The organism is Frankia sp. BMG5.60 (assembly GCF_059428125.1).
The window spans coordinates 4,516,153-4,537,950 of record NZ_CM182091.1; the positions used below are offsets into that span (position 1 = coordinate 4,516,153).

Genomic DNA, 21,798 nt, shown 5'->3' on the forward strand with positions numbered 1-21,798 from the left:
CCGAGCCGTACCGGCCCGAGCCGTCACGACTGACCGAGCCGTCACGACTGACCGGGGCGTCAGGAGCCGAAGCCGCGCAGCAGCCCGGTGTACGGCTTGCGGGGCGGCGCAGCGTACTCGCCCCGGTCGCTGCTGCGCAGCCCAAGGCCGGCGAGGCCGGCGACCGCCGCCGTGGCGACGGACACGCCGTCGATCACCGGGATGCCGAGGTCGGCGGACAACGCGGTGCACAGGTCGGCCATCCCGGCGCAGCCCAGCACGATGACGTCGGCGCCGTCGGTGTCGCGTGCCGCCCGGCATTCGGCGAGCACCCGCGCCGGGGCGCCCGGGTCGCTGTCGAGGTCGAGGACCGGTAGGTCGCAGGCCCGCACGCTGCGGCAGACCGGACGCATCCCGTAACGGTCGACGAGTTCGGCGGCCCGTCCGCGGGTGCGGTCCAGGGTCGTGACAACGCTGAAGGCCCGGCCGAGGCAGCTCGCCGCCCGCATCGCCGCCTCGGCGATGCCGAGCACCGGCCCGGCCGCGAGCTCGCGGGCCGCGTCGACCCCCGGGTCACCGAAACAGGCGATGACGTATCCGGCGGCGCCGTCCTCTTCGCCGGTGGCGATCTCGGCGAGGATGCCCGGGACGCTGAGGGCCTCGTCGTAGTGGCTCTCGATCGACGCCGGGCCCATCGCCGGGTTGACCGCCTCGACGACGACGCCCGAACGGGCCGCGAGCTGGGCGGACTCATCGATCAGCTTGGTCATGGCGACGGTGGTGTTCGGATTGATGACCCTGATGAGCATGTGCGCGGGCCGTCCAGGTCGATCGTGCACGGGCAGGGGCCGGGGCCGACGTGCCGGCCCGGATGGGACCGAGACGTGGGACGGCAATCGGGACGTCGGACGGGAACGGGGACGTCAGACGGGAACGGGGACGGGGACGGGCGGTGCCGGCCGGCGGGGAGGTGGCTGCGTCCCCGCCGGTCGGTCGCCCGAGCCCGTGCCGGGCGGCGGTTAGCGGACGGCCGGCGCCTGGCTGGCCTGGGGCACCCGCGGCGCCGGCACGGCGGGCCGCAGCGACGTCGCCGTGATCGGTGAACGCCGGGCGAGCACGTAGTAGACGGCCAGGCCGAGGCCCATTCCGATGAACCAGCTGTACTGGCCCGCGGTGCCGATCCAGGAGATCGCCGAGGACGGCACCACCACGGTGAGCATCGCGACGACCGCGCCGACCGCGGTGGCGATGACCGCCGGCGGGTTGACGCCCCGGCGGTACCAGTAGGTGCCCTGCTCGGACATCGTGAACAGGTCGTCGACCACCACGACCCGGCGGCGGATCACATAGAAGTCACAGATCAGCACCCCGAACAAGGGGCCGATGAAGGCGCCGAGTGTCTCCAGCGTGTAGCGGATGACGTCCGGGTTGTTGTACAGGTTCCACGGGGTGATGAGCACCGATCCGACCGCGGCGATCATGCCACCGGCGCGCCAACTGATCCGCTGCGGGCTGACGTTCGAGAAGTCGAAGGCCGGCGAGATGAAGTTCGCGACGATGTTGATGCCGATGGTGGCCGTCGTGAAGGTCAGCGCGCCGAGGACGATGGCGAAGGTGCTGTCGATGCGGGCGACCGTCTGCACCGGGTCGGTGATGAGTTCACCGAACACCGGAATCGTCAGCGACGAGGTGAGCACCACCAGCAGGGAGAAGACGAGGAAGTTCACCGGCAGACCGAGCAGGTTGCCCTTTCGCACCGCGCCGAACGACTTCCCGTACCGGGCGAAGTCGCCGAAGTTCAGCATCGGGCCGGAGAAGTAGGAGACGACCAGCGCGATCGCCCCGAGCATCAGGGAGATGGTCGAGCCATGGTGGTCCCCGCTGCCGATGTTGAGGCTCATCGCGCCCCAGCCGGCCCTGTAGATGAGGTAGCCGGTGAGCGCGAACATGACGACGTAGACGGCCGGCCCGCAGAAGTCGATGAACCGGCGGATCGTCTCCATCCCGGTCCAGAACACGGCCGCCTGGAGGACCCAGAGCACCGCGAAGCTGCACCAGCCGAGCAGCGGAAGACCCAGGAAGCCGTACCTGTGGACGTCGGCGTACGGGGTGAGCCCGGAGAAGAGCTTCAGCAGCACGACGTCGAGCGCGGCCGAGGCCAGGTACGTCTGGATGCCGTACCAGGCGACGGCGATCAGACCACGGATCACGGCCGGGACGTTCGCCCCGAGGACGCCGAACGGCGCCCGACAGATCACCGGGTAGGGCACTGCGCCCTGCTGACTCGGCCGAGCGACGAGGTTACAGAAGAAATAGACGATGGTGATGCCCACCAGCAGCGCGACCAGGACCTGCCAGCTTGTCAGCCCGAGCGCGAACAGGCTGCCGGCGGTCACATATCCGCCGACGCTGTGCACGTCCGACATCCAGAAGGCGAAGATGTTGTATGCGGACCAGCTCTGTTCCTTCAGCGGTGCCAGGTCCGCATTGTAGAGCCGGGGATCGTAACTCTCTTCCACGACAGCAACCCCGGCCAGTCCGGCGGTCTCGACGAGACCACCGGGAGCCGTTTCCGGGCTCGGGGATCGCGCCGCGGAGGTCACGGACTCGGTCATTGTTTCTCCCTCGATTGGCTGCGCGCCCCGGATGGTTGATCGGGCGTCGGCCGACATACCGAAAGCACCGACGGTCGCCGGCATCACGGCCGGCATCGGCACCGGACCGCCCTGGCCGAGCGAGATGATTCCGGTGTCCGGCTGCTGTCGAGAAAGCGTAGGGCGGCGATGTTTCTGTCGAATGACGCGACAGATATATCCGGGCCAGCCCGGATCGCCGCCGAGCCACCGAGCCACCGAGCCGCCCCGTCCGCGCCGGGCCGCGCTCAGCCCTGGCCGAGCTCGCCGGACTCCGGTAGCGCCAGCACGAAGTTCTGCAGTCGGCCGTGGTGCAGGCGCGAGACCTCCAGCAGCGCGGCCGCATCGCGGGCCCGAAAAGCGTGCAGCATCCGTTCGTGGTCGTCGTTGAGCAGGTCCACGGCATCCCGTGAGGCGTAGTCCATCGGCCGGGCGGGTTCGGTCATGTTCCAGGCGGACTCGAACATGCGCGCCAGGCGCGGCATGCCGCCCGCGTTGACGAGCGCGAGGTGGAACCGCCGGCTCTCCCGGTGGTGGCCGCGGGAGTCGCCCGCCCGGATCGCCTCCGACGTGGCGGCATGCGCCTGGGAGACCAGGGCGTCGTCCGCGGCGGTCGCCCGGCGCACCGCGGCGCCGAGGGCCGCCGCCTCCAGCGCCTCCCGAACCAGGTAGAACTCGCGCAGCTCGCCCGGGGTGAGCGTCGCGACGGTGTAGCCCGCCCGGGAACGGTGCTCCACCAGGCCCTCCCCGACCAGGCTCATCAGCGCCTCCCGGACCGGAATCCGGCTCACCTGGTAGCGCGCGGCCACCTCGTCGACGGGGATGGGCAGGCCCGGCGCCGCCGCGCCGTCGAGGATCACCCGCTTCAGCTCGCGCAGAATCGCCTCGCGGGCGGAGCCGCTCCAGCTCGTGGACAGGGTCGCGACCCAGGCGGTGGGAGGCCGGGGAACTCGCATCGCACCCTCCAGTACGGTGCCGGCCGGCAGACGCGGTCCCGGCACGAATGCGGGGACTGTAATCCCGGTCTGTTTCGTCCCGTCCACGGGCAGATCTCGCCGCGCTCACACCGGACCGCGGGCGCCGGTGTCGCATCACCGTTACCCGCACGATGCGGCGAACGGGCAGGATCGGACAGGTGCGCATACGGCGGGCGTCCGAGGAGGACTGGGACAGGATCTGGCCGGTCTGGCGGGCCGTCGTGATCGAGGGTGAAACCTGCCCCTGGGAACCCGACACCGGCGAGGAGACCGCCCGCGCCGTCTGGATGCTCCCGCCGCCGGCCCAGGTGCTGGTCATGGAGGAGGAGGTCGAGGCGGACGAGGCGGCGGACGGGCTCCCGGGCGCGGCGGCCGTCGTCGCGACCGCGCTGCTGACGCCTAGCCTGCCGGGCCTCGGCAACCACGTGGCGCAGGCGATGCTGCTGGTCGATCCGAAGCGGGTCGACCAGGGGGGGCCTCGCGCCGGCGCCGGTCCGTACGAGGATCACGGGCCCTACGGTGGCCCGGTGTCCCCCACCCGTGGGCGTGCCGGCGGTCACTGGGAGAGTGTCAGCCGCCAGGCCGCCGAGGAGATGATCGACTACGCCACGGACCTGGGCTACCAGGCGATGCAGGTCCACGTCGTCGCCGCCAACCCGAAGCTGGTCTCGCTGTGGCGGTCGCTGGCGTTCCGCCAGGTCGGCACGCTGCCCGCCGCGTACCGCCACCCCTGGCTCGGCAACGTCGACCTCTACGTCATGTACCGCTTCCTGCCGCCGCGCGAGCGCTGACGCCGTCGCGACGCCGGCTCAGGCCATCTCAGGCGGCCCGCGGGGCGGACGGGTCGAACGGTTCGGCCACCTTCCACAGCTCGTCGAAATGGAGCCGGTGGGCCTGCACGACGTCCGCCCGCAGAACGAGTCGGGTGTTGACGATCGTCGGCGGCATGGCGGTGCCCGCATGGGCTCCGGGCGTGACCTCGTACCCGATGACGTCGTCGAAGACGATGAAGTCGAGCAGGGCGCGGCTGGCGCCCAGCGGGATCGACTCCGGGTGCAGGGTGCGCACCTCGATGCCGTGGTTGGAATGGCGGGAGCACAGGCTGTGCAGGTTCTCCTCGGCCAGCACGTTCTCCCGCTCCAGCACGAGGATGCGCCGGATCCGGACGCCTCGCCGTTCGGCCGCCTCGCGCTGGCATTCCAGGTAGCGATGACCGAGGTCGCTCTCCCAGAAACCGTCGGCGAAGCCGTGCACGCCGCCGTCGACCGAGGGCAGGCTGATGGCGTCGATGGAGTTGCTGGCCTCCCGGGTCAGCCCGAGCAGCCAGTCCCGGTCCTCGCCGAAGTAGGTCGCTGTCCCGCTCTTCAGTTCCCGCAGGAACTCGGACATTCGATGGATCTCCGCATGGGCGAATTCGTAGCGCAACCGCGGCGACTCCCCGATCGCGACCGCGTTACGCAGGAACTGGACGACGACATCGGTGCGCATCGCCGAGGTCTCTACCAGGCTGAACAACTCCGCAATCTCGCTGATCTCGGCGAATCGGCGCTGCACGATGGATTCTATACTTGAATGATGTGCCGCGATCGAGGCTTCGACCAACTTGATGCGCCGCTCGAAGTCGACGAGGAACTGCACGATGAGGACGACGGACCCGACGAAGGCGGAGAACAGCAGCGCCCATTCCTTCTGCTGCCCCGTCAGATTGGCGATCACCCAGGTGAGACCGCCGATGAGGATGCTGATCGTCGACTTCCGCAACACCTCGGATGTCGTACCGGCCCGGATCTGATCGTTCACGGTTCCCCCGAACCTAACGGGCTCCATCGCCCAGGCTGGCGAGGAGCGAGAGAGCAAGCTGATCGCGGATCCAGCCGACCAGACTTTCCCACTGGCGAGAGAAGCCGAGCCGCTGTTCGAGACCCGTCCAGACCGGAAGCAGCTCCTCGCCGATCCGCGCGCCTGGCATCCACACATGCAGCAGATGATCTATTACCGGCTTCAACTGTGATGGCAACCGACCTCCTCCGCCTGCCCGAACCCGGCTGCCCGCGACGACATGCTGGACTGTGGTGAGAAGCCAATCGTGGAGAGCGAGATCCTCGCATAGTCCGACGACGCTCACAAGGTCCAGCCCGGATCCATGAATACGCAGTGTGCGTACGGTTTCGTCCGCGACGACGAAACCAACGCGGCAGACATGACCCGGCCTCGGCGGACGACCAGAAGTGGTGTGGGCGGCGGCGGATCCTGAACGAGAGACCGGTTCGCCGGCCGCGGGATGGGCGCACGGGAGGAGCGCGAACCTGAACCGCGTCCGCCGCGCCCGCAAAGGAGGCTTCTGGTCGAGAATTGGGCTTTCCTGCACCTGGTCGAGCAGCCGGCCGCAGACCGCCCCCAGATCGAGGGTGGTTCCGGGCCCGTCGCCGGTCTCGGCCAGCAGGAAGCCGTCGACCAGGTCGTCGGCGGACAGCCGGCCACCCACCTCGATCGTCCCGGGGTGGGCGAGATGGTGAGCCCAGGGCCGGCGGCGCCCGGCCGGCCGCGCACCGCCCAGGACGATCCGGACGTGGGTGCTGGCCTGCACCAGCCGGCCGCTGGTCACCGCGGCTCGACTGAGCACCGTGCCGAGGCCGTCGCGGCGGGCCCCGGAGGCGCTGGGGACGGGGCAGTGCACCCCGAGGGTCACATCGGGTGAGACGCAGTGGGGCACGGGGCGCGCCGAGACCCGCACCTGAGCCCCGGGCCGTAGCGCCACGACCGCCGTGGCCTCCGGCTCCGTGAGCGCCCGGGACTGGGCGAGCAGGCCGGTGCGCACCTCGCCCACGAGAACACGCGACCCGTCGCGGGCGACGCCGGCAGGCGGGATGGTCCCATCCGCCATCTCATCCCCCGTCCGATCTGCCATCTCATCCGCCGAGGAAGACATGGCCGACCCGGTCGGGCAGCTCCGCCGGCAGCGGCACGTTCTCCCGCTCGGCCCGGCGCAGGGTCTGTTCGGCCACGATCGGGTCGACGGCGATCTGGCCGAGGGTCATCCGGACCGCGTGCTCGACGGGGAGGAACCGGCCGTCGAGCACGGACAGGGAGCGGTACGCGGCAAACGGGGCCGTGCGGCCCGGTAACCGGGCGATCGTCGGAAACTGCGCCCAGGCGGCCGGCAGGTCGTCCGGGTCGATGCCGACCGGGGTCGCGGCGGGCTGACCGAGGACGCGTAGCTGGCCGAGCCGGAGAAGCTGCCACACGGTGGCGAGGAACGGGCACGACCAGCGCCGGCCGGACCCCTGCTCCCGCCAGATCTCCACATCGAGGAAGATCGAATGCCGGTGCGCCCGGTTCTCCACCGGCGGCTGCCAGGCCACGGGTGCCCGCATGGCCTGCCGGGCGCCCCCGGCGGGCGATCGGACGCCGTTGCACAGCCAGCCGTTCTCGTGCGCGGGCGGCCGGTTGCCGTTGAAGCCCGCCGCCGGGTCAGCCACGATCAGGCCCTCGACCAGATCGGCGAGGGAGGCGGCCGGCCGGGGCCCCGCCAGCGCGGCGGCACCGTCCATCGGCGCGGCGCAACCCGATTCACGCGCGATGTAGTCGATGGTCAGGCCCGCGCAGCGGGCGGCCGCGATCAGCTGGGGCACCACGACGTCGGGCCCGAGCGGCGCGGCGGCGTAGTCGTCGACGAGGACGCAGGTGCTCGCCCGCAGCCGGGACCGCGGGACGCGGGCGAGGTCCGCCAACTGGTCTGGGCCGGTCCACGTCGCTATCCGGCCGAAGTAGGCGGGCAGGTCGACGCTGCCGTCGACCAGTTCCTCCATGTACAGGTGTCCGAGTTCGACGGACAGGTGGGACAGGGGTATCTCCACCGTCCGATCGGTGGCGCTCGTCTCCCCGACGACGACCTCCACGCCCGTCACGCCCTCACGCCCCGTCACGCCCTCACGCCCTCACGCCCCGTCACAGTCCTTCCCAGGACTCGTCGTCCAGGACGTTCTTGGCGAGGTCGTCGAGGGCTGTGTTGGTCTCCGGGTTCGCGATCCGCAGCGTCCAGACATCACTGTCGAGGATGAGCTGTTCACGCCACTGCAGGACGGGATCCAGCGGGACCGAGCCGAGCAGGACGCTGCGCCCGATCCGTCGTCGCGCGGCGAGCTTCTGCAGCTCCGCGTCGGTCTCCTGCAACCATGCCGCCTGGGTCGGCAGCAGGCCGGCGAACTGGGACGAGTCCGGATCGGGAACGGCGGTACGGACGAACCGGACGGAGTCGTGCAGCCGGTCGCGGTGATGCCCCTTGGCCGCACCGGTGTCCACGATGCCGTGCTCGCCGTAGGCGAGGCCCGCGGCCGCGACGATGTGCTGCCGGGTCCACCGGTGGAACACCAGCCAGCGGGTGACGACCGCCTGCAGGGCGGGCCGCGCGGTGACCTCGAGGACGAGCTGCAGCGCGTAGGAACGCCCGGCGCTGAGATCGACGATGACGAGTTCGAACTCCTCCGCCAGGCGCCGCAGCAGCCGCTGGCACCGGTCCGTCATCTCGTCGTCGATCGGGAACTCGCCGCCGCCCTCGTCTCCGGGCAGCAGCACCAGCCGTCCCGCGCCCGCGGGCCGGGGCCGTAGCTCGGCCCGTTCGATGTGCCGCCACAGATCGAGCTCGGCCGGTGCGGCGACCGAGCCCTCCAGGTAGCTGTGCAGGCCGCGGCCGCCGTTGATGCCGCGGGTGGCCGAGTCCACGTGCAGGATCGCACCCGCGGTCGGCGAGCCGAAGTCGAAGTCGAGATAGCAGACGTCGCTACCCTGCAACGCGCAGCGCAGCGCCACGTTGCAGCTTGTCACCGATCGACCGGTACCGCCCTTGTCGGAGGTCGCGAAGAGGATCATTCGGGATCACCCTGCCTGGATCGGCGCGCCGCGACGAGCTCGTCGAGCTCTCCGAGCACCTCGAACAGGATCGCGATCGCCGTCCCGGGCCTGCTGTCGGCGACGGCGCGGGCCCGTTCGAGCCGCCGGCCCAGGTGGTCGAGCCGCCGGCCCACGGGGCCCGCGTCCGTGGCGCCGCGCAGCAGCTCCTGGCTGTAGAGGTGATCGGCCTCAATGGCGAGGTCCTGGGCCATGACCATCAGTCGGTCGTTGCGCAGCGGCGCCTCGTTGGTCATGGTGGCCGCGACCACGAGGCACTCCATCACCCGCTCGGTGAGGTACCACGAGGGTGCCTGGTCGTCCGGTTTGAGCTGCGGGAAGGCGGCGCTCGCGTCGTCCCAGAGCCCGGCCGCGGGGCCGGTGGTCAGCCGGCGCAGATGGAGATGGTCCCAGACATCGTCCGTCAGGCGCAGCAGCCGGTCCCGCAGCTCCGTCCCGCCCGCGAGCGAGGCGACGCGGATGGTCCGCTTCAGCAGCGCGGTGGCGAAGTCGGCCACCGGCCAGACGACCTCGGGGCCCCGTTCCCCGGAGGGGAGGTCCTCGGCACCGTAGAGGTTCAGCCGCACCCCCGGGACGTGCATCTCGACCGCCGAGTCCTCCTCGAGGGCCCGCCGCGTGACGCGGCCCCGGGCTGACAGCTCCTCGAGCACCCGGCCCACCCGGGCCAGGTCGAGGTCGACGGCCCGGCGCTGGACGAGCGCCTCGACCGTGACGGAGGTGACGAGCAGGCTGTAGTAGTCGGACTCGCGTCCGTCGGTCGTCCGCCAGGGGATGTCCTCCAGCGGCCAGCGCTCCCCGCCGAACCCGGCGAGGATGGACCAGTACTGCTGGGTCAGGTCCCAGCGGATCTGCAGGGCACGCATGAACCCCTGCTGCTCCTCGGTCAGCAGGTCGAGGATGCGGGTCCGTTCGGAGAACAGATCGAGGATGCCGTCGAGCGCGACGACCGTGAAGTACAGGAACGGTCGCCGGACGGCGACACCGACCGGCTGGTCCAGCGGCTCCGCGGTGGGCACCTCCGGCGCGTCCTTGATGATCCCCCAGGACCAGCCGCACTCGAACAGATGCTCCTCGTTGTCGAGCTCCTCGGCACCGCCGGAACCGAGGGTGACCTCGGCGAGGCCCGCACGGACCTGGGCGAGCGCCTCGTGCAGCTCGGCGACGATCTTCTTGGGTGGCAGGCCGCGCTGGTTGACCGTCTGGCACAGCACGCGGCCCGCGGGCGAGTCCGGCGCGAACGAGTGCACCGTGAAGCTGCGCAGCAGGCCGACCATCGCCGCCGTGAGCCGGCGGCTGGCCATCTCCTCCAGCTCGGCGATCTGGGCCAGCAGCGCCGGTCGCCGCACGACCTTCTCGAACACGTTGAGAAAGCCCAGCGTGGCCAGCGAAAGGGTGATGGACATCGAGAAGGAGTCGACGACATCCAGCCGCCGCTGCTCCGGGGTGAGCAGTTCGCCTTCCACCCGCGGCTCCAGGTAGCTGCCGCCCGCGAAGACCGGCGTGTTGGCGCCAGCCGTGTAACGCTCCATGTAGGCGCGCATCGCCGTGATCAGCCGACGCGGAATCTCCACCGCGTCCCCGAGCTGGGCGAGTGCCTCACGCAGGTCCCGGGCCGTCTCGTCCGGCCGGTCAAGTTTGAAGGCGGCGATCTGGGAGGCCGGATACATCAGGCACAGCAGTTGCTCGGCATCGCTGGTCGAATTCGGCTCGGCCCGCCCGGCGGGCGTCCACACGCCGTCGCGGTAGGAGTAGTCGACAGTCGCCCGCCACAGCTCGAGAAGCGACTGCCGAGGTCGGATGCGCACCTTTCACCTCCGGTCCCGGGACCATCGGCCCCGGCTCATGCGGCACGCACCCGGCCGCAGGCCACGATCATCCCGGTGTACCCGGCCCGCAGGACGTCGCTGCCGATGCCGATCCGCTCCAGTCGCAGGTCGGTGGCCGCCGTCTCGAGAATTCTCCGGATGTAGCCCTCCTCGACGGCGACGGCTGGAAAGCGGTGCCCGCCGACGTCGTATCCGTCCGAGTTCTCCATGAATGCCGCAGCGAACGGGGCGCCCTCGCGCAACGCCCCGACGAACCGCCGCACCGCGTCCTCGAACTCCTCCGGTCGCTCCGAGATGGACTCGGCGACGAAGAACATGGTGCCGACGTCCCACCCGCGCCTGGGCAGCTTGAACACGCTGCCCTGCTGCACCGACACGCGGTCGGCGAGCGCCTGGCGCGGATCACCCGCCTGCTGGTAGCGCGACCGTTCACACAGCAACTCCCAGAACGGATCCCACGAGCGCCCGTAGTCGCCGATCTCGTCCTGCAACCAGGCCACGTTGCTGGTGGACGGCTCAAACAGCGTGATCGTGCGACACAACGGCAGCATGGCCAGCGCCGGGTACAGGTTCGGCCCGGATCCCACGTCGAGCCCGCGGGCCCCGCCGGCCGGCAGCGAGTCCGCAAAGAAGTCCCGGACCAGTTCGAGGATCTGCCGATCGTCCGAACGGAGGCTGCGATAGTTGTGGCGCAGGTAGGAGGCCGTGTCGAACTCGTCCCAGGGGAAGTCGGCGTTACGCGGCGCGCCGACGGAGGAGGGCAGCCGCTCAAGCGCCTCCCCACCGGGGCCGCGACCGGTCTGCCGAGTACCGAACCGGTGACGGGAATCGACCTGGGCCATCTGCGGCTCCGACATGGTATACACCTCTTGGATTCAAGCTATCAAATACCGAGCACGGCCGAACGAGCACGGCCGAAAAGGTCCGAAGGTTGACAGGGGCGGCTACCCACCCAGTTCGCACCGGTGGTGGACATATCTGCTCCCCGTCACATCCCTCGGTCGGACGGTCCCACTCCGAACGGACGCGACGGCGACCGACACACCAGCGCGCGAGGTCGGCCACGATGCCCGGATCCGATCAGGAGGACATTTTTCCCGATTGCGGGGGCGACAACCGCGTCCACCCCCACCTCCGGTCAACCCCACACCTATGCCGTGCTGCTCACGGCGGGCGGCGGGCGCGATCCGCGCGACTATCGGTAGCGATCTGTCGGGCGGCTTACTCGGCTATCGGTCCTGCATTGTTCCGGAACTTCTCGGCTCGCGAACCGAGTGGGTCGCGTTGACCTCCCGCCGCGGTTGCCGTGTGCCTGTCCCGGTCCACGGGGTTGAGCGCCAGTTCCAGGAGCTGGCGGGGTTCGTCGGGGCCGAGATAGTCGGCGATCTCGCCGAGCCGCACGAAGCCCAGCCGGCGGTAGAGCCGCACCGCGGCGGCGTTCTCGCCGTCGACGGTGAGCCTGACGCGGTCAAGACCCTGGGCGCGCAGGCGGTCGAGGGAGGCGCCGGCGAGCCGCCGGCCAAACCCCCGGCCCCGGCTGTCCGGCTCGACCCCCAGTCCGAGGAACCAGGCCAGGCCGCGGGTCGTCGAGCGGACCGCGATCGAGTAGCCGCGCATCCCGCCCGCCTGTTCCAGCACGAGCAGCTCGCCGCGGTGTACATCGAAGATCTGTCTCAGGACGAAGTAGGGATAGGCAAGATGGCCGAAGATCAGCTCATCCAGCGCGGCCAGGGCCGCCAGATCCTTTTCCTGGACCTGCCTGATGATGGTCGGGAAGGAACCCATGCCCGCCTCCGGTGAGCGTGCCGCGACGTGTCGCCGTCCGCCGTCCGCCGTCCGCCGCGCGGTCGCCGGTCCGACTCCGTCGCGACCACGATCCGTGTGATCCGTGCGCTCCGCCCCCATCATCGTCCGTAGCGCACACAGCCGCACACGATCCGCAACTCCGCTACCCCGAAGTGGTCTGCCTGTATGCCCGGACCGACGCGAATGCCCTCGGGCGGTTAACACCTCCACAGGACTATGACGCGGATCACTTCATGAGCCGCCGGATCAGGGGCAGAGCACCCGGGGAGCCATGCCCCCCAGGGACGAGGAGCCCGCCTGTGCGTGCAAGCGCCGCGCCCGATCTGTCTTTCTCCAACATGCAGTCGACGATTGCCGTGCTGACGGTCCTTGTCGGCGCGGTCGTCGTCGCCGTGGCCGCCGCCATACTGCTACACCGGGTCGCGCTGCGCATCGGCCGGCATTCCCGGATCGTCGCCGATCTCGCGCACCGCGGCCGGCGGCCCGTCCGGTTGACCCTGATCCTGCTCGCGCTGCTCATCGGCCTCAATGCCACCCATGAACAGGATTGGACGCAGCCGGCGATCCACGTCTGTGACATCCTGCTGATCGCCGGGATCGGCTGGTGCGTCGCCGTTCTCGCGTTCGTCTTCGAGGAGCTCGCGCTCGCCCGCTACCGGGTCGACGTCGTCGACAACCGGCACGCCCGGCGGGTGCGCACCCAGGTCACGTTGATGCGGCGGATCACCGTCGCCATCATCTCGATCATCGCCGGCGCGTCGATGCTCATGACGATCCCGGGCGTGCGCGTCGCCGGGGCCAGCATCTTCGCCAGCGCCGGCGTCGTCGGCATCGTCGCGGGCCTGGCGGCCCAGACCTCGCTGGCCAACGTCTTCGCGGGCCTGCAGCTCGCGTTCACCGACGCCATCCGGGTCGACGACGTGGTCGTCGTCGAGGAGGAGTGGGGCCGGATCGAGGAGATCACGCTGACCTACGTCGTCGTCCACATCTGGGACGACCGGCGGATGATCCTGCCGTCGACGTACTTCACCACGACGCCGTTCCAGAACTGGACCCGCAAGGAGTCCGCGGTGCTCGGCGCGGTCGAGCTGGACCTCGACTGGGAAGTTCCGCTCGAGGAGATGCGCGCCGAGATGCACCGGGTCCTGGAGGCCACCGACCTGTGGGACCAGCGGGTCTGCGTGCTGCAGGTGACCGACGCCGTCGGCGACCACATCCGGATCCGGGTGCTGGTCAGCGGCAAGGACGGCCCGACCACCTTCGACCTGCGCTGCCACATGCGGGAGGCACTCGTGCTGTGGCTGCAGCGCAACCATCACCGGGCACTGCCGCGAACCCGCATCGAGTTTGACGCCACCGCCCACCTCGCCGGCCCCGCCCGCCCCGCCGACGACCGCCACCTCGCCGACGACCGCCGCGACGAAAGTCGGTACAGCGAAGAGCAGCACAATGGTGCCGGCGCTTACGGTGCCAACAGCCGCCAGAACGGAGCCGGCGACCGCGACGGGGGCGCCATCGGCACCCTGGTGCGCGAGCGGGAGGACCGCGGCGGGACGCCAAGCGACCGGCTCCGCAAGCGCGACGGCGCCCGCCGCGGCTGGGAGCCGATCACCACGATCACCCTGTCCACCCGGGACGGCGACGGCAGCCGCCTCCCACCGACGCCCCGCACTCCCGACGACCCGGCCGGCCCGGGCCGCACCGGCGAGGCCCCGGACGAGCCGCAGCCCCCGCACGCCGACGCCGCCGACGACGCGCGGCTGTTCTCCGGCGCGAGCCCGGACGCCGCCCAGCGGGCCCGCGACTTCAGCGAGACCACCGACCACACGCCCGACCCGGACCACCACGACGAGGACCACCACGACGAGGACGCCCGCGACGAGGACGCCCGCGACGAGGACGCCCGCGACGACCCGAGCCCCGGGAGGGACGCAGCCGATCGGTGATCGTTTCACGGAAGCCGCTGCCACCGACAGCGCCGCCACCACCGCCGCCGGCGACCGCGAACCCGGGCACGGAGCCGGTGGCGCGGTTTCCGCGGAATCTGCATGACCGTGTCACGTGCTCCTGGCGGCGGCGATCGCGGAGCGTGGCGGCGACAGGTAGATGTTCGGGGTGGATGCGTGGGAGGAAGCGACCACCGTGGTCCCTGTAGCCGGTTTGGCGTCCGGTCTGTCCATGGCAAAGAACCACAGGACGCCGGCCCCCCGCACACCCCCGCTCCCACCCCCCTCGACCGTCACCGTCAGTAACTATGCGGTCCGGGGCTCGGCCCAGGCTCCGGCGAACAGCCGCGCAAGCGCGGGGACCGGGACGCGGTTCCGCGGAACACCAAGATCGCCAAAGGTCACGCCGGGCTGCCCCGGACAGCGTGGCGCGGTTCTGCGGAACCTCGCGGAAGGGAAAGACGTAACTGCGAACGGCCGCTAGGTTGGCGGCAGGATCGGCGAGCTGTTCACGGGAACCGCTACGTACTACGCTCGCCACCGACCTGGCTACCCGCAGGCATTCCTGACAGAGGTCGCGCGGCGTTTCTCCCTCTCCGGGACAGGCCGACTCCTTGATCTCGGTTGCGGGCCCGGCACTCTTACCCTCGCTTTGGCCGACCAGTTCAAAGAAGCCGTCGGCGTCGATTGGATGGACCGGGACCGTGTCCTGGCAACGCTCGCCGACATGGTCACTCCGGCCGGCGGCCTCGTCATCGTCAACGACAACTGCCTCGTCCGGCCTGCCACCGACTGGCAGCGGGCGATCGAGGAGATCCAGGCGCGGTTCCTCGGAACCGTGCGCCGCGCTGGCAGCGGCGTCTTCGCGCCACCCGCGGAGTCTCACGAGATCGTCCTGGGCCGATCTCCGTTCCGGCGTGCGGAACGGATCGTCTACGAGTTCGAGCGAGAGTGGACGGCCGACCAGATCGTCGGCTATCCGTACTCGACGTCCTTCCCCATCAGGCGGCTCCTGGGAGACCGGCGAGCTTCCTTCGAGAAGGAGATCACCGAGGCGCTGCGCACATGCTCCCCGGGCGGCAGGTTCGTGGAGCCGGTTCACCTTGCGGCGATCTTCGCCCTGCCGGGCACGTGAAACCGCCGGCCAACCCGAGATGATCCCGCCCGGTCCACCTGTGACGCGCCCAGGCGCGCGTCGGGTCACCCACACCGACCGACCCCGGAACAGCAAAAAGCCGCCGGGACCGAGGGGCCGGCGGCGAAGTCGGGAGGGCGGCTGTGCACTGGCGCGGGAGGGACGTCGGGGGTGGGGCCGGCCAGCGAGGTCGGCGCGGGGCGGGCTGGGCCCGCGCCGGCCGACCTCGCGGCGTCGGCTTCTCGGCAGTCCCGGAGATCACCGATGGGTGTCGCCGTGACCGACGGTCGGTTCGGTCACCGGCGGGCGTAGCGGCGGCTGCGACCACGCGACCGGCTGTTGCTGTGGCCACCGACGTTGCGCCAGATCAGCAGCACCAGGATGGCACCGATGATCGAGCCGACGATCCCGGACGGCTGGAGCGCGCCCTCACCAACGTCCTTGTTGAACAGGACGTAACCGAGGAAACCGCCGACGAAAGAACCGATGATGCCCACGACAATGGTGCCGAGAATGCCGATCGGATCAGGTCCGGGCAGCACCACACGAGCGACGGCGCCGGCGACCAGACCGAGCAGAATCATGACGACGATGAATGTGACCATTTTATTCTCCCTGCCGAGGTGGTTGAGTCATCTGTCCCCGCACCCGATCGGCATAAACACCGGTATGCGCACTCTTTTCCGGACCGGAGGGAACAGGCCGGAGGAAGAGGGCAGGACGGGGGTACCCACCTACCTCGGGCAGGCCGTGCTCAGTCGGCGCTGCGGCGGCGGCGCCGGCGGGCTCGCCGGACCAGCAGCACCAGCGCGGTGCCGGCCAGCACGCCACCGGTGGCCCGCGGGTTGTTCCGGGCCCGCTGCCCGGCGGAACGGGCCGCCTTGCCGCTGGTGGCGAGGGTCTTCTCGGCCGTGGCGTTCACCTGCGGGTGCTGGGCGAGCCGCTCCCGCACGGTTCCGACGGCCCGGTCGCGAGCGCCGATCGTCCGCTCGGTCGCGGCGGCCACCCGGGGGCTCTCGGCGACCTTCTCCCGCACGGTCCCGGCGGCCTTCTCCGCCGCGCCGCGGGTCCGCTCGGTTGCCGCGGCGACATGCGGGGCGAGGGTCGCGGCCGCGCCGCTGACGCGCTCGCGCACCTCGGCCGCGCCCACCGCCACCCGCTCCCGGGCACTCGACGCCTCCCCCGACCCGGATTCCCCCTCCCCGCCGGACGCTCCCTCGCCCGCCGCGGCCGAGGGCGGAAGGGGCTGGGAGGGCTCCGGAGCGGAGGCCGCCGAGGGGGCAGAGGTGGCAGAGGTAGCCGAGGAAGGCGAGGAAGGCGAGGAAGGCGCGGCGGCGGGGCTGTGACCGTTCAGCGCGGGCGTGCTGGTCGGCTCTTCCGGCTCGGGCGAGGGCGGCCGGGCCCCGCGGGGGGGTGACGGCGCCGCGCCGGCCGGCGGCGTGATCGGCGCGGGGTCCGGCAGGGCCGCGTTCGGGTCCACTGACATCGGGTGGTTCCTCCCTCATCGTCTTACTTCGTCTCGAGGTCTTCCGATCTCGACGGTCTGCGGATCCGGCGGCCCTGGCGGTCTCGGCGCGGCGATCTGCCGCGTCGACGCACCGGCGCCGCCGCCCGCGCGCCCCGGCCGGCCCCGCCAGGGACGAGCCGGCCCTGCCGGCCCGGGGTCGGGTCCGGCCAACCTGCGGTCGCCGGCCGGTCAGGCCGGTCAGGCCGGTCAGGCCGGTCAGGCCGGCGGCGAGTCGCGGCGGCTGCGGGGGGTACCCCGGTGGTGGCCGCCGGGATGCCCGCGGTACCGCCGCGAGATGTTCACGATCCATTCTCCCGACGGCGGTACCCCGTCTCCGATGTTGATAACACGATGTGGGGTGCGTGATACGGCGTCCCTCCGATCACGTGTCCGACAACGCGCGATATGACCCGATCTCATGGTGACGTGCGCCAAACCGTTCTCTTCCACATGCCTCTGCCAAACCGGTAACGGCGACGGACAATGGGAGGTATAGCGCGAGGGGCGGGGCGAGCGGTCCGCGGTCGGTTACGGTGCGGGCAGCAAGGCCCGATGCGGCAGGGGGGTGGCTGATGTCGGACGCGCCTGGGACGCTCGTCGATCCGGAGCGAGACGGCCCGCTGGACGGCGTCGCCGCCCTCGCCACCCGCCTCGCGCGGGGCGAGGTGACCTCCCACGAGCTCGTCGAGGCCGCGCTGGACCGGATCGAGGCGACCCAGTCCACTCTCAACGCCTTCCGCCGGGTGCGGGTGCGCGAGGCGCTCGCGGAGGCGGCGGCGGCCGACGAGGAGCTCGCGGCCAGGGCAGCCCGCGGCCCCGGCGGACCGGCGGCCGACCGGCACCGCCCCCTGCTCGGCGTGCCGATCGCAATCAAGGACGACACGGACATCGCCGGCCTGCCGACGGCGTTCGGCGCTGCGGGCGAGTTCCCCCCGGCAGCCCGGGACAGCGAGATGGTGCGGCGGTTGAAGGCCGCCGGGGCCGTCGTCGTCGGCAAGACGAACACGCCCGAGTTCGGCCAGTGGCCGTTCACCGAGGGCCCGGCGTTCGGGGTGACCCGCAACCCGTGGGATCTGGACCACTCGCCCGGCGGCTCCTCCGGCGGCGCGGCGGCGGCGGTGGCCGCGGGCCTGGTGCCCGGCGCGATCGGTTCGGACGGCGCCGGATCGGTGCGCATCCCGGCCGCCTGGACGCATCTCGTCGGGATCAAGCCGCAGCGCGGTCGCATCTCCAGCGCGCCCGTACGCGAGCAGTTCAACGGCCTCACCGTCTACGGCCCGCTGACCAGGACCGTCGCCGACGGCGCCCTGCTGCTCGACGCCCTGGCCGGCAGCCTGCCCGTCGACCGGGACTCCGCGCCGGCGCCGGTCGAGCCGTTCCTGTCCGCGGCCGGGCATCCCCCGCCCCGGCTGCGGATCGGGCTGTCGCTGCACCGCCCCTACAGCGGGATGCCGGCGAGCCTCGATCCGGCGGTGCGCGCCGCGGTGGAACGGATGGCCGAGGTGCTCGCCCGGCTCGGGCACGATGTCGTCCCGGTGGAGCCGCCCTACGGCCTGCTCGGGACGATCTTCCTGCCGCGGTCCATGGACGGCATCCGCGACTGGGCCGGACGGGTCCCGGACCCGTCCCAGCTCGACCCGCGGACCGTGGCCAACGCGCGGACCGGCCGGGCGCTGCGCCCGTTCCTGCCGCTGACCCGCGCGGCCGAGCCGCTGGCCCGGCTCAACATCGGCCGGATCTTCCGCCGGATCGACGTGGTGCTGGCGCCGACGACGGCGACCCCCCCGCCGCACATAGGCGAGCTCAACCGGGAGACCAACTGGGCCACCGACCAGGCGATCGTGGCGGCCTGCCCGTTCGCCTGGCCGTGGAACGTGCTGGGCTGGCCGGCCGTCAACGTGCCAGCCGGCCGCACTACCGCCGGTCTGCCGGTCGGCGCCCAGCTCATGGGGCCCGCGAGCAGCGAGGCTCTGCTGATCTCCCTGGCCGCGCAGCTCGAGGACAGCGAACGCTGGCACCTGCATCACCCGGGCGAACGCGCCGCCCACGCGGCCTGACCTCCTGGACAGGTTTCCGTCACCCGAGGGCCTGGTTGCGAGGGTGTGTGGTCGAACGCCTGGTCTGCTCGGGAGAATGAGCCATGCGAACTGCCCGGACGAACCCTGCCGCGCCCGCAGGAGCCGATGCGGTGGGCGGGCCGGAGAACGTACGCCTGATCGTCGCCGGGGCGGCCGTGCTCACGTTGGCGCTCGTCGTCGATCTGGGCCCCGGCGTCGCGCTGACCGGTTACTTCGGCCTGGGGCCGCTGATCCTCGCCGCCGCCTGCCCGCCGCTGATCACCGCCGGCATCGGCGGCCTGACCGTGATCGTGGCGATCATCTCCGGGCTCTGGGACCACCGCTTCGGCACGCAGCCGCACATCGCCGCGATCATCCTGGTCCTGGTCCAGTCCGCGATCGCGGTCTACATCTGCGTGTACCGGGACCGGCAGCGCTCGAAGCTACACCGCGTCCAGGCCGTCGCCGAGGTCGCGCAGCGGGCGCTGCTGCCGGCGGTCCCGGGCCAGCTCGACGGGGCCGGCTTCGCCGCCCGCTACCTGTCGGCGGCGCAGGAGGCGTCCGTCGGCGGGGATCTCTACGAGGTCGTGCCGACCGCGAACGGCATCCGGATGATCATCGGAGATGTCCGGGGCAAGGGGCTGCCGGCGGTCCGGCTGGCCTCGGTGGTGCTTGGCGCCTTCCGCGAGGCCGCGGTGACCTGGCTGGACCCCGAACAGGTGGCGGCGGCGTGCGCCCGCGCGGTGGGGCGCGAAGCCGGGCCCGAGGATTTCGTCACCGCTCTCGTCCTGGACATCCATCCCGACGGGCGGCTGGGTATGTGCTCGGCGGGCCATCACCCGCCGCGGCTCGTCTCGCCGGACGGGTCGGCGACGCTGGAACTACGCTCGCCCAGCCCTCCGCTCGGGCTGGCCGAGCGGTTCACGGTCACGACGGCACACTGGGAGGTCGGTGACCGGCTGCTGCTGTTCACCGACGGGCTGATCGAGGCCAGGGACGCCCAGGGGCGCTTCTTCCCGCTGGACGATCGCCTGGACCTGCTGCGGGGCGGCGGCCAGGAGGAGGCTCTGGACCGGCTCATCGCCGCCGTCGGGACCCATGCCGGCGGGGCCCTGCACGACGACCTCGCGATCCTGCTGGCCGAACGGCAACCCCTCCCGATCGTCGCGCCGACCGCGCCGACCGCGCCGACCGCCCCGACCGCCCCGACCGCGCGGGCCGCGCGGGCCGCGCGGGCCGCCGACTGAGGGTGCGCCCGCCGGGATCAGCCCTCGGCCTGCCGACGGCTGCGGCCCTCCCGCCGGTAGGAGAACGGCCCCGGCAGGTCGACGCTGGACAGGCCGCCGCGGCGGTTGCGCGACCAGACCCGCCAGGAGACGCGCCCGATCTTCAGCGTGACCGAGGACACCCCCCGCTCGCTGACGTTGAGGTGAAACGGTCCGTACCGCGGTCGGCGGGTGTAACGCAGTCCCATCAGATACCTCCGGAAAGGGGCAGTCGCAGGGAGCGGACGAGGAACGAGCGGCGCTGATATCGGCTTTGTCTCCCGAAATTCCGCAGACTAACCATCAATCGGCACCCATCCGACGGATCGTCTCTCGGCCGACATCCGTAGCCTGCGCGGCACCGTCCCACCGGAACCGGCCCGATCCGCTACGGTCGGCCCATGCGCAGGGACGCCGAGATCGCCATCCGATGCCGGCGCATTCCCGCCGGCGCGGGACCGGTGACGCGGGCCGCCCGCGCGCCGGGGCGCCGGGGGCGCGGATGAGCGCTGCGGCGGGCTCCCCGGACCGCGGCACCGTGCGGCTGCTCGTCGTGCTGGTCGTCGTGCTGAGCGCGGTGGCCGCGTTCGCGGTCGGTGGCCTGATCTCGGTGTCCGGTGTGCAGGTGAGCCGGGGGCGCGGCGGCGACGACTCGGCCGGGTCGGCGGGGGCGTTGTCCGCGGCCATCGGCCGCCTCGGCGCGGACGACGGCGCGGGGGTGGCGACGCGGCCGTCCTCGGACCTCGCGGCGTCGCCGGAACAGGCGCCGACGGCACCGTCCGGGGCCGTCAAACACCCGGTGCCCGACGCCGACGGCTCCCCCGCGCCGACGACCCCGGCCCCGCTGCGTAGCTGTTCGGCTCCGCCCACCGCCGCGGCCGGCGGGCCGGGGGCTCCGATCCTCATCTACCCCCTGTGCTGACCACCGTCGAGGTGCTGCCCGGCGTCGAGGTGCTGCCCGGCGTCGAGATGCCGGCCCCCGTCGAGGCGGGGCTGCCAGTGCGGTGAGCGGCCGGTAAGGGCGATCAGCCGGGTCCACTCGTCGGCGTCGTCCGGCACCGAGACCGGTGTGGCGAAGATGCCGACGACTCGCCAGGCGTCGATCTGGCGGCGCAGGCTGTCGTGGACCCAGTGCACAAGCTCGCGGTTGTTGCCGACGGTCCGCGCCGACGTGGTGTCGCCGGGCAGCCGGCCCGAGGTGTCGATCGCCCGGGCCAGGTCCCAGGCGTGAATGAGCAGGTCGGCGGTGAGCTGGAAGGCGTATTCGTTCGCCGGGGTGGGTCCGAACGACAACATCGGGATCGACGCCCAGGCCTCCGGCCGGTCCCAGGCGTCCCGGCTGCGGCGCGCCGTCACCGTCCAGCGCGCGCCCGGATCGTCCCCGAGCTGGTCCCCGTCGAACCGGGTTCCGATGTCCTCCCGGGTGAGACCGGCCAGCAACGGCGGAACCCACAGGTGTTCGACGGTGAGGTGGTTGACCAGCGCCCGCACGTCCCACTGTCCGCACGGTGTCGGCGCCGCCCAGGACCCGGGTGGCACGGCCCGCACCTGCGTGTCGAAGATGTCCAGCGCCCAGTCGAGCCACCTGCGACGTTCCGTGACGGTAAGCGTGCCCACCATCGTCGTGCTCCTTCCGCGCCGCATGGCCGACAGCCCTCGAGCCGATGCGCCGGGCCGCGGCTGGCCCCGTCCCTGCTCTGTCCCTGTGCCTACCCGGACGGCGTGGCCGCGCAACCGGCGCCGCCCGGTCCGGGTCGGG

The 21,798-nt window shown here is 71.7% G+C and carries 20 protein-coding genes; 6 read left to right on the plus strand and 14 right to left on the minus strand.

Going from position 1 to position 21,798, the window contains the following annotated elements; all coding sequences use genetic code 11:
- Positions 1-59 precede the first annotated feature (59 nt).
- The 3 genes from AC5R91_RS18555 to AC5R91_RS18565 all read right to left on the minus strand — a co-directional run bounded on the left by AC5R91_RS18555 (position 60) and on the right by AC5R91_RS18565 (position 3,568).
- Positions 60-788 (minus strand): aspartate/glutamate racemase family protein, encoded by a 729-nt coding sequence (locus tag AC5R91_RS18555; protein WP_495392615.1) that lies wholly within the window; start codon positions 786-788, stop codon positions 60-62.
- Between the two features lie 210 nt (positions 789-998).
- Complete coding sequence (locus AC5R91_RS18560; protein WP_495392616.1) at positions 999-2,594, minus strand: NCS1 family nucleobase:cation symporter-1; 1,596 nt, start codon at positions 2,592-2,594, stop codon at positions 999-1,001.
- Between the two features lie 266 nt (positions 2,595-2,860).
- A complete protein-coding gene (locus AC5R91_RS18565) occupies positions 2,861-3,568 on the minus strand; it encodes a GntR family transcriptional regulator (protein ID WP_011601632.1) in 708 nt (235 codons plus the stop codon).
- Between the two features lie 179 nt (positions 3,569-3,747).
- On the opposite strand from AC5R91_RS18565, the gene AC5R91_RS18570 reads away from it, so the two are divergent.
- Entirely contained in the window at positions 3,748-4,380 is a 633-nt protein-coding gene (locus AC5R91_RS18570; protein WP_495392617.1) for a GNAT family N-acetyltransferase, read from the plus strand.
- A 28-nt stretch (positions 4,381-4,408) separates the two neighbouring features.
- Here AC5R91_RS18570 and AC5R91_RS18575 read toward each other — a convergent pair whose 3' ends face one another.
- The 7 genes from AC5R91_RS18575 to AC5R91_RS18605 all read right to left on the minus strand — a co-directional run bounded on the left by AC5R91_RS18575 (position 4,409) and on the right by AC5R91_RS18605 (position 12,108).
- Positions 4,409-5,389 carry a hypothetical protein gene (locus tag AC5R91_RS18575; protein WP_495392618.1) on the minus strand — a complete coding sequence of 327 codons (981 nt, stop codon included), beginning with the start codon at positions 5,387-5,389 and terminating at the stop codon, positions 4,409-4,411.
- 13 nt (positions 5,390-5,402) lie between these two features.
- Positions 5,403-6,473 carry an SCO2521 family protein gene (locus AC5R91_RS18580; RefSeq protein ID WP_495392619.1) on the minus strand — a complete coding sequence of 357 codons (1,071 nt, stop codon included), beginning with the start codon at positions 6,471-6,473 and terminating at the stop codon, positions 5,403-5,405.
- A 25-nt stretch (positions 6,474-6,498) separates the two neighbouring features.
- Positions 6,499-7,515 carry an SCO2522 family protein gene (locus tag AC5R91_RS18585; protein WP_495392620.1) on the minus strand — a complete coding sequence of 339 codons (1,017 nt, stop codon included), beginning with the start codon at positions 7,513-7,515 and terminating at the stop codon, positions 6,499-6,501.
- Between the two features lie 22 nt (positions 7,516-7,537).
- A complete protein-coding gene (locus AC5R91_RS18590; protein WP_495392621.1) occupies positions 7,538-8,458 on the minus strand; it encodes an SCO2523 family variant P-loop protein in 921 nt (306 codons plus the stop codon).
- Positions 8,455-10,302, minus strand: a complete 1,848-nt coding sequence (locus AC5R91_RS18595; RefSeq protein WP_495392622.1) for an SCO2524 family protein — start codon at positions 10,300-10,302, stop codon at positions 8,455-8,457. The genes AC5R91_RS18590 and AC5R91_RS18595 overlap by 4 nt, the downstream gene beginning before the upstream one ends.
- A 35-nt stretch (positions 10,303-10,337) precedes the next feature.
- Positions 10,338-11,180: an SCO2525 family SAM-dependent methyltransferase gene (locus tag AC5R91_RS18600; RefSeq protein WP_495392623.1), complete on the minus strand. Its 843-nt coding sequence runs from the start codon at positions 11,178-11,180 to the stop codon at positions 10,338-10,340.
- Positions 11,181-11,544: 364 nt separating this feature from the next.
- Positions 11,545-12,108: a GNAT family N-acetyltransferase gene (locus AC5R91_RS18605; protein ID WP_495392624.1), complete on the minus strand. Its 564-nt coding sequence runs from the start codon at positions 12,106-12,108 to the stop codon at positions 11,545-11,547.
- A gap of 320 nt (positions 12,109-12,428) precedes the next feature.
- On the opposite strand from AC5R91_RS18605, the gene AC5R91_RS18610 reads away from it, so the two are divergent.
- On the plus strand, positions 12,429-14,075 hold the full coding sequence (locus AC5R91_RS18610) for a mechanosensitive ion channel family protein (RefSeq protein WP_495392625.1): 1,647 nt from the start codon (positions 12,429-12,431) through the stop codon (positions 14,073-14,075).
- A 505-nt stretch (positions 14,076-14,580) separates the two neighbouring features.
- Positions 14,581-15,210, plus strand: coding sequence for a methyltransferase domain-containing protein (locus AC5R91_RS18615; RefSeq protein ID WP_495398003.1), 630 nt, complete (start codon positions 14,581-14,583; stop codon positions 15,208-15,210).
- A 296-nt stretch (positions 15,211-15,506) separates the two neighbouring features.
- On the opposite strand, the gene AC5R91_RS18620 is transcribed toward AC5R91_RS18615, so the two are convergent.
- Together AC5R91_RS18620 and AC5R91_RS18625 are read right to left on the minus strand one after the other, a co-directional pair.
- Positions 15,507-15,815, minus strand: a complete 309-nt coding sequence (locus tag AC5R91_RS18620) for a GlsB/YeaQ/YmgE family stress response membrane protein (RefSeq protein WP_495392626.1) — start codon at positions 15,813-15,815, stop codon at positions 15,507-15,509.
- 149 nt (positions 15,816-15,964) lie between these two features.
- On the minus strand, positions 15,965-16,696 hold the full coding sequence (locus AC5R91_RS18625) for a hypothetical protein (RefSeq protein ID WP_495392627.1): 732 nt from the start codon (positions 16,694-16,696) through the stop codon (positions 15,965-15,967).
- A 593-nt stretch (positions 16,697-17,289) separates the two neighbouring features.
- On the opposite strand from AC5R91_RS18625, the gene AC5R91_RS18630 reads away from it, so the two are divergent.
- On the plus strand, positions 17,290-18,774 hold the full coding sequence (locus tag AC5R91_RS18630) for an amidase (protein ID WP_495392628.1): 1,485 nt from the start codon (positions 17,290-17,292) through the stop codon (positions 18,772-18,774).
- Between the two features lie 83 nt (positions 18,775-18,857).
- On the plus strand, positions 18,858-20,021 hold the full coding sequence (locus AC5R91_RS18635) for a PP2C family protein-serine/threonine phosphatase (protein WP_495392629.1): 1,164 nt from the start codon (positions 18,858-18,860) through the stop codon (positions 20,019-20,021).
- 17 nt (positions 20,022-20,038) lie between these two features.
- Here AC5R91_RS18635 and AC5R91_RS18640 read toward each other — a convergent pair whose 3' ends face one another.
- On the minus strand, positions 20,039-20,248 hold the full coding sequence (locus AC5R91_RS18640; RefSeq protein WP_495392630.1) for a DUF4236 domain-containing protein: 210 nt from the start codon (positions 20,246-20,248) through the stop codon (positions 20,039-20,041).
- A 293-nt stretch (positions 20,249-20,541) separates the two neighbouring features.
- Between AC5R91_RS18640 and AC5R91_RS18645 the strand changes: the two genes are divergently transcribed.
- Positions 20,542-20,961, plus strand: a complete 420-nt coding sequence (locus AC5R91_RS18645) for a hypothetical protein (protein WP_495392631.1) — start codon at positions 20,542-20,544, stop codon at positions 20,959-20,961.
- On the opposite strand, the gene AC5R91_RS18650 is transcribed toward AC5R91_RS18645, so the two are convergent.
- Positions 20,946-21,659, minus strand: coding sequence for a TIGR03086 family metal-binding protein (locus AC5R91_RS18650; protein ID WP_495392632.1), 714 nt, complete (start codon positions 21,657-21,659; stop codon positions 20,946-20,948). The genes AC5R91_RS18645 and AC5R91_RS18650 overlap by 16 nt on opposite strands.
- Positions 21,660-21,798: the final 139 nt, after the last annotated feature.

Coding starts and splice junctions, on each gene's coding strand:
- AC5R91_RS18555 (WP_495392615.1), bottom strand. CDS start 788: ATGCTCATCAGGGTCATCAATCCGAACACCACCGTCGCCATGACCAAG.
- AC5R91_RS18560 (WP_495392616.1), bottom strand. CDS start 2,594: ATGACCGAGTCCGTGACCTCCGCGGCGCGATCCCCGAGCCCGGAAACG.
- AC5R91_RS18565 (WP_011601632.1), bottom strand. CDS start 3,568: ATGCGAGTTCCCCGGCCTCCCACCGCCTGGGTCGCGACCCTGTCCACG.
- AC5R91_RS18580 (WP_495392619.1), bottom strand. CDS start 6,473: ATGGCGGATGGGACCATCCCGCCTGCCGGCGTCGCCCGCGACGGGTCG.
- AC5R91_RS18590 (WP_495392621.1), bottom strand. CDS start 8,458: ATGATCCTCTTCGCGACCTCCGACAAGGGCGGTACCGGTCGATCGGTG.
- AC5R91_RS18600 (WP_495392623.1), bottom strand. CDS start 11,180: ATGTCGGAGCCGCAGATGGCCCAGGTCGATTCCCGTCACCGGTTCGGT.
- AC5R91_RS18605 (WP_495392624.1), bottom strand. CDS start 12,108: ATGGGTTCCTTCCCGACCATCATCAGGCAGGTCCAGGAAAAGGATCTG.
- AC5R91_RS18620 (WP_495392626.1), bottom strand. CDS start 15,815: ATGGTCACATTCATCGTCGTCATGATTCTGCTCGGTCTGGTCGCCGGC.
- AC5R91_RS18625 (WP_495392627.1), bottom strand. CDS start 16,696: ATGTCAGTGGACCCGAACGCGGCCCTGCCGGACCCCGCGCCGATCACG.
- AC5R91_RS18630 (WP_495392628.1), top strand. CDS start 17,290: ATGTCGGACGCGCCTGGGACGCTCGTCGATCCGGAGCGAGACGGCCCG.
- AC5R91_RS18635 (WP_495392629.1), top strand. CDS start 18,858: ATGCGAACTGCCCGGACGAACCCTGCCGCGCCCGCAGGAGCCGATGCG.
- AC5R91_RS18640 (WP_495392630.1), bottom strand. CDS start 20,248: ATGGGACTGCGTTACACCCGCCGACCGCGGTACGGACCGTTTCACCTC.
- AC5R91_RS18645 (WP_495392631.1), top strand. CDS start 20,542: ATGAGCGCTGCGGCGGGCTCCCCGGACCGCGGCACCGTGCGGCTGCTC.
- AC5R91_RS18650 (WP_495392632.1), bottom strand. CDS start 21,659: ATGGTGGGCACGCTTACCGTCACGGAACGTCGCAGGTGGCTCGACTGG.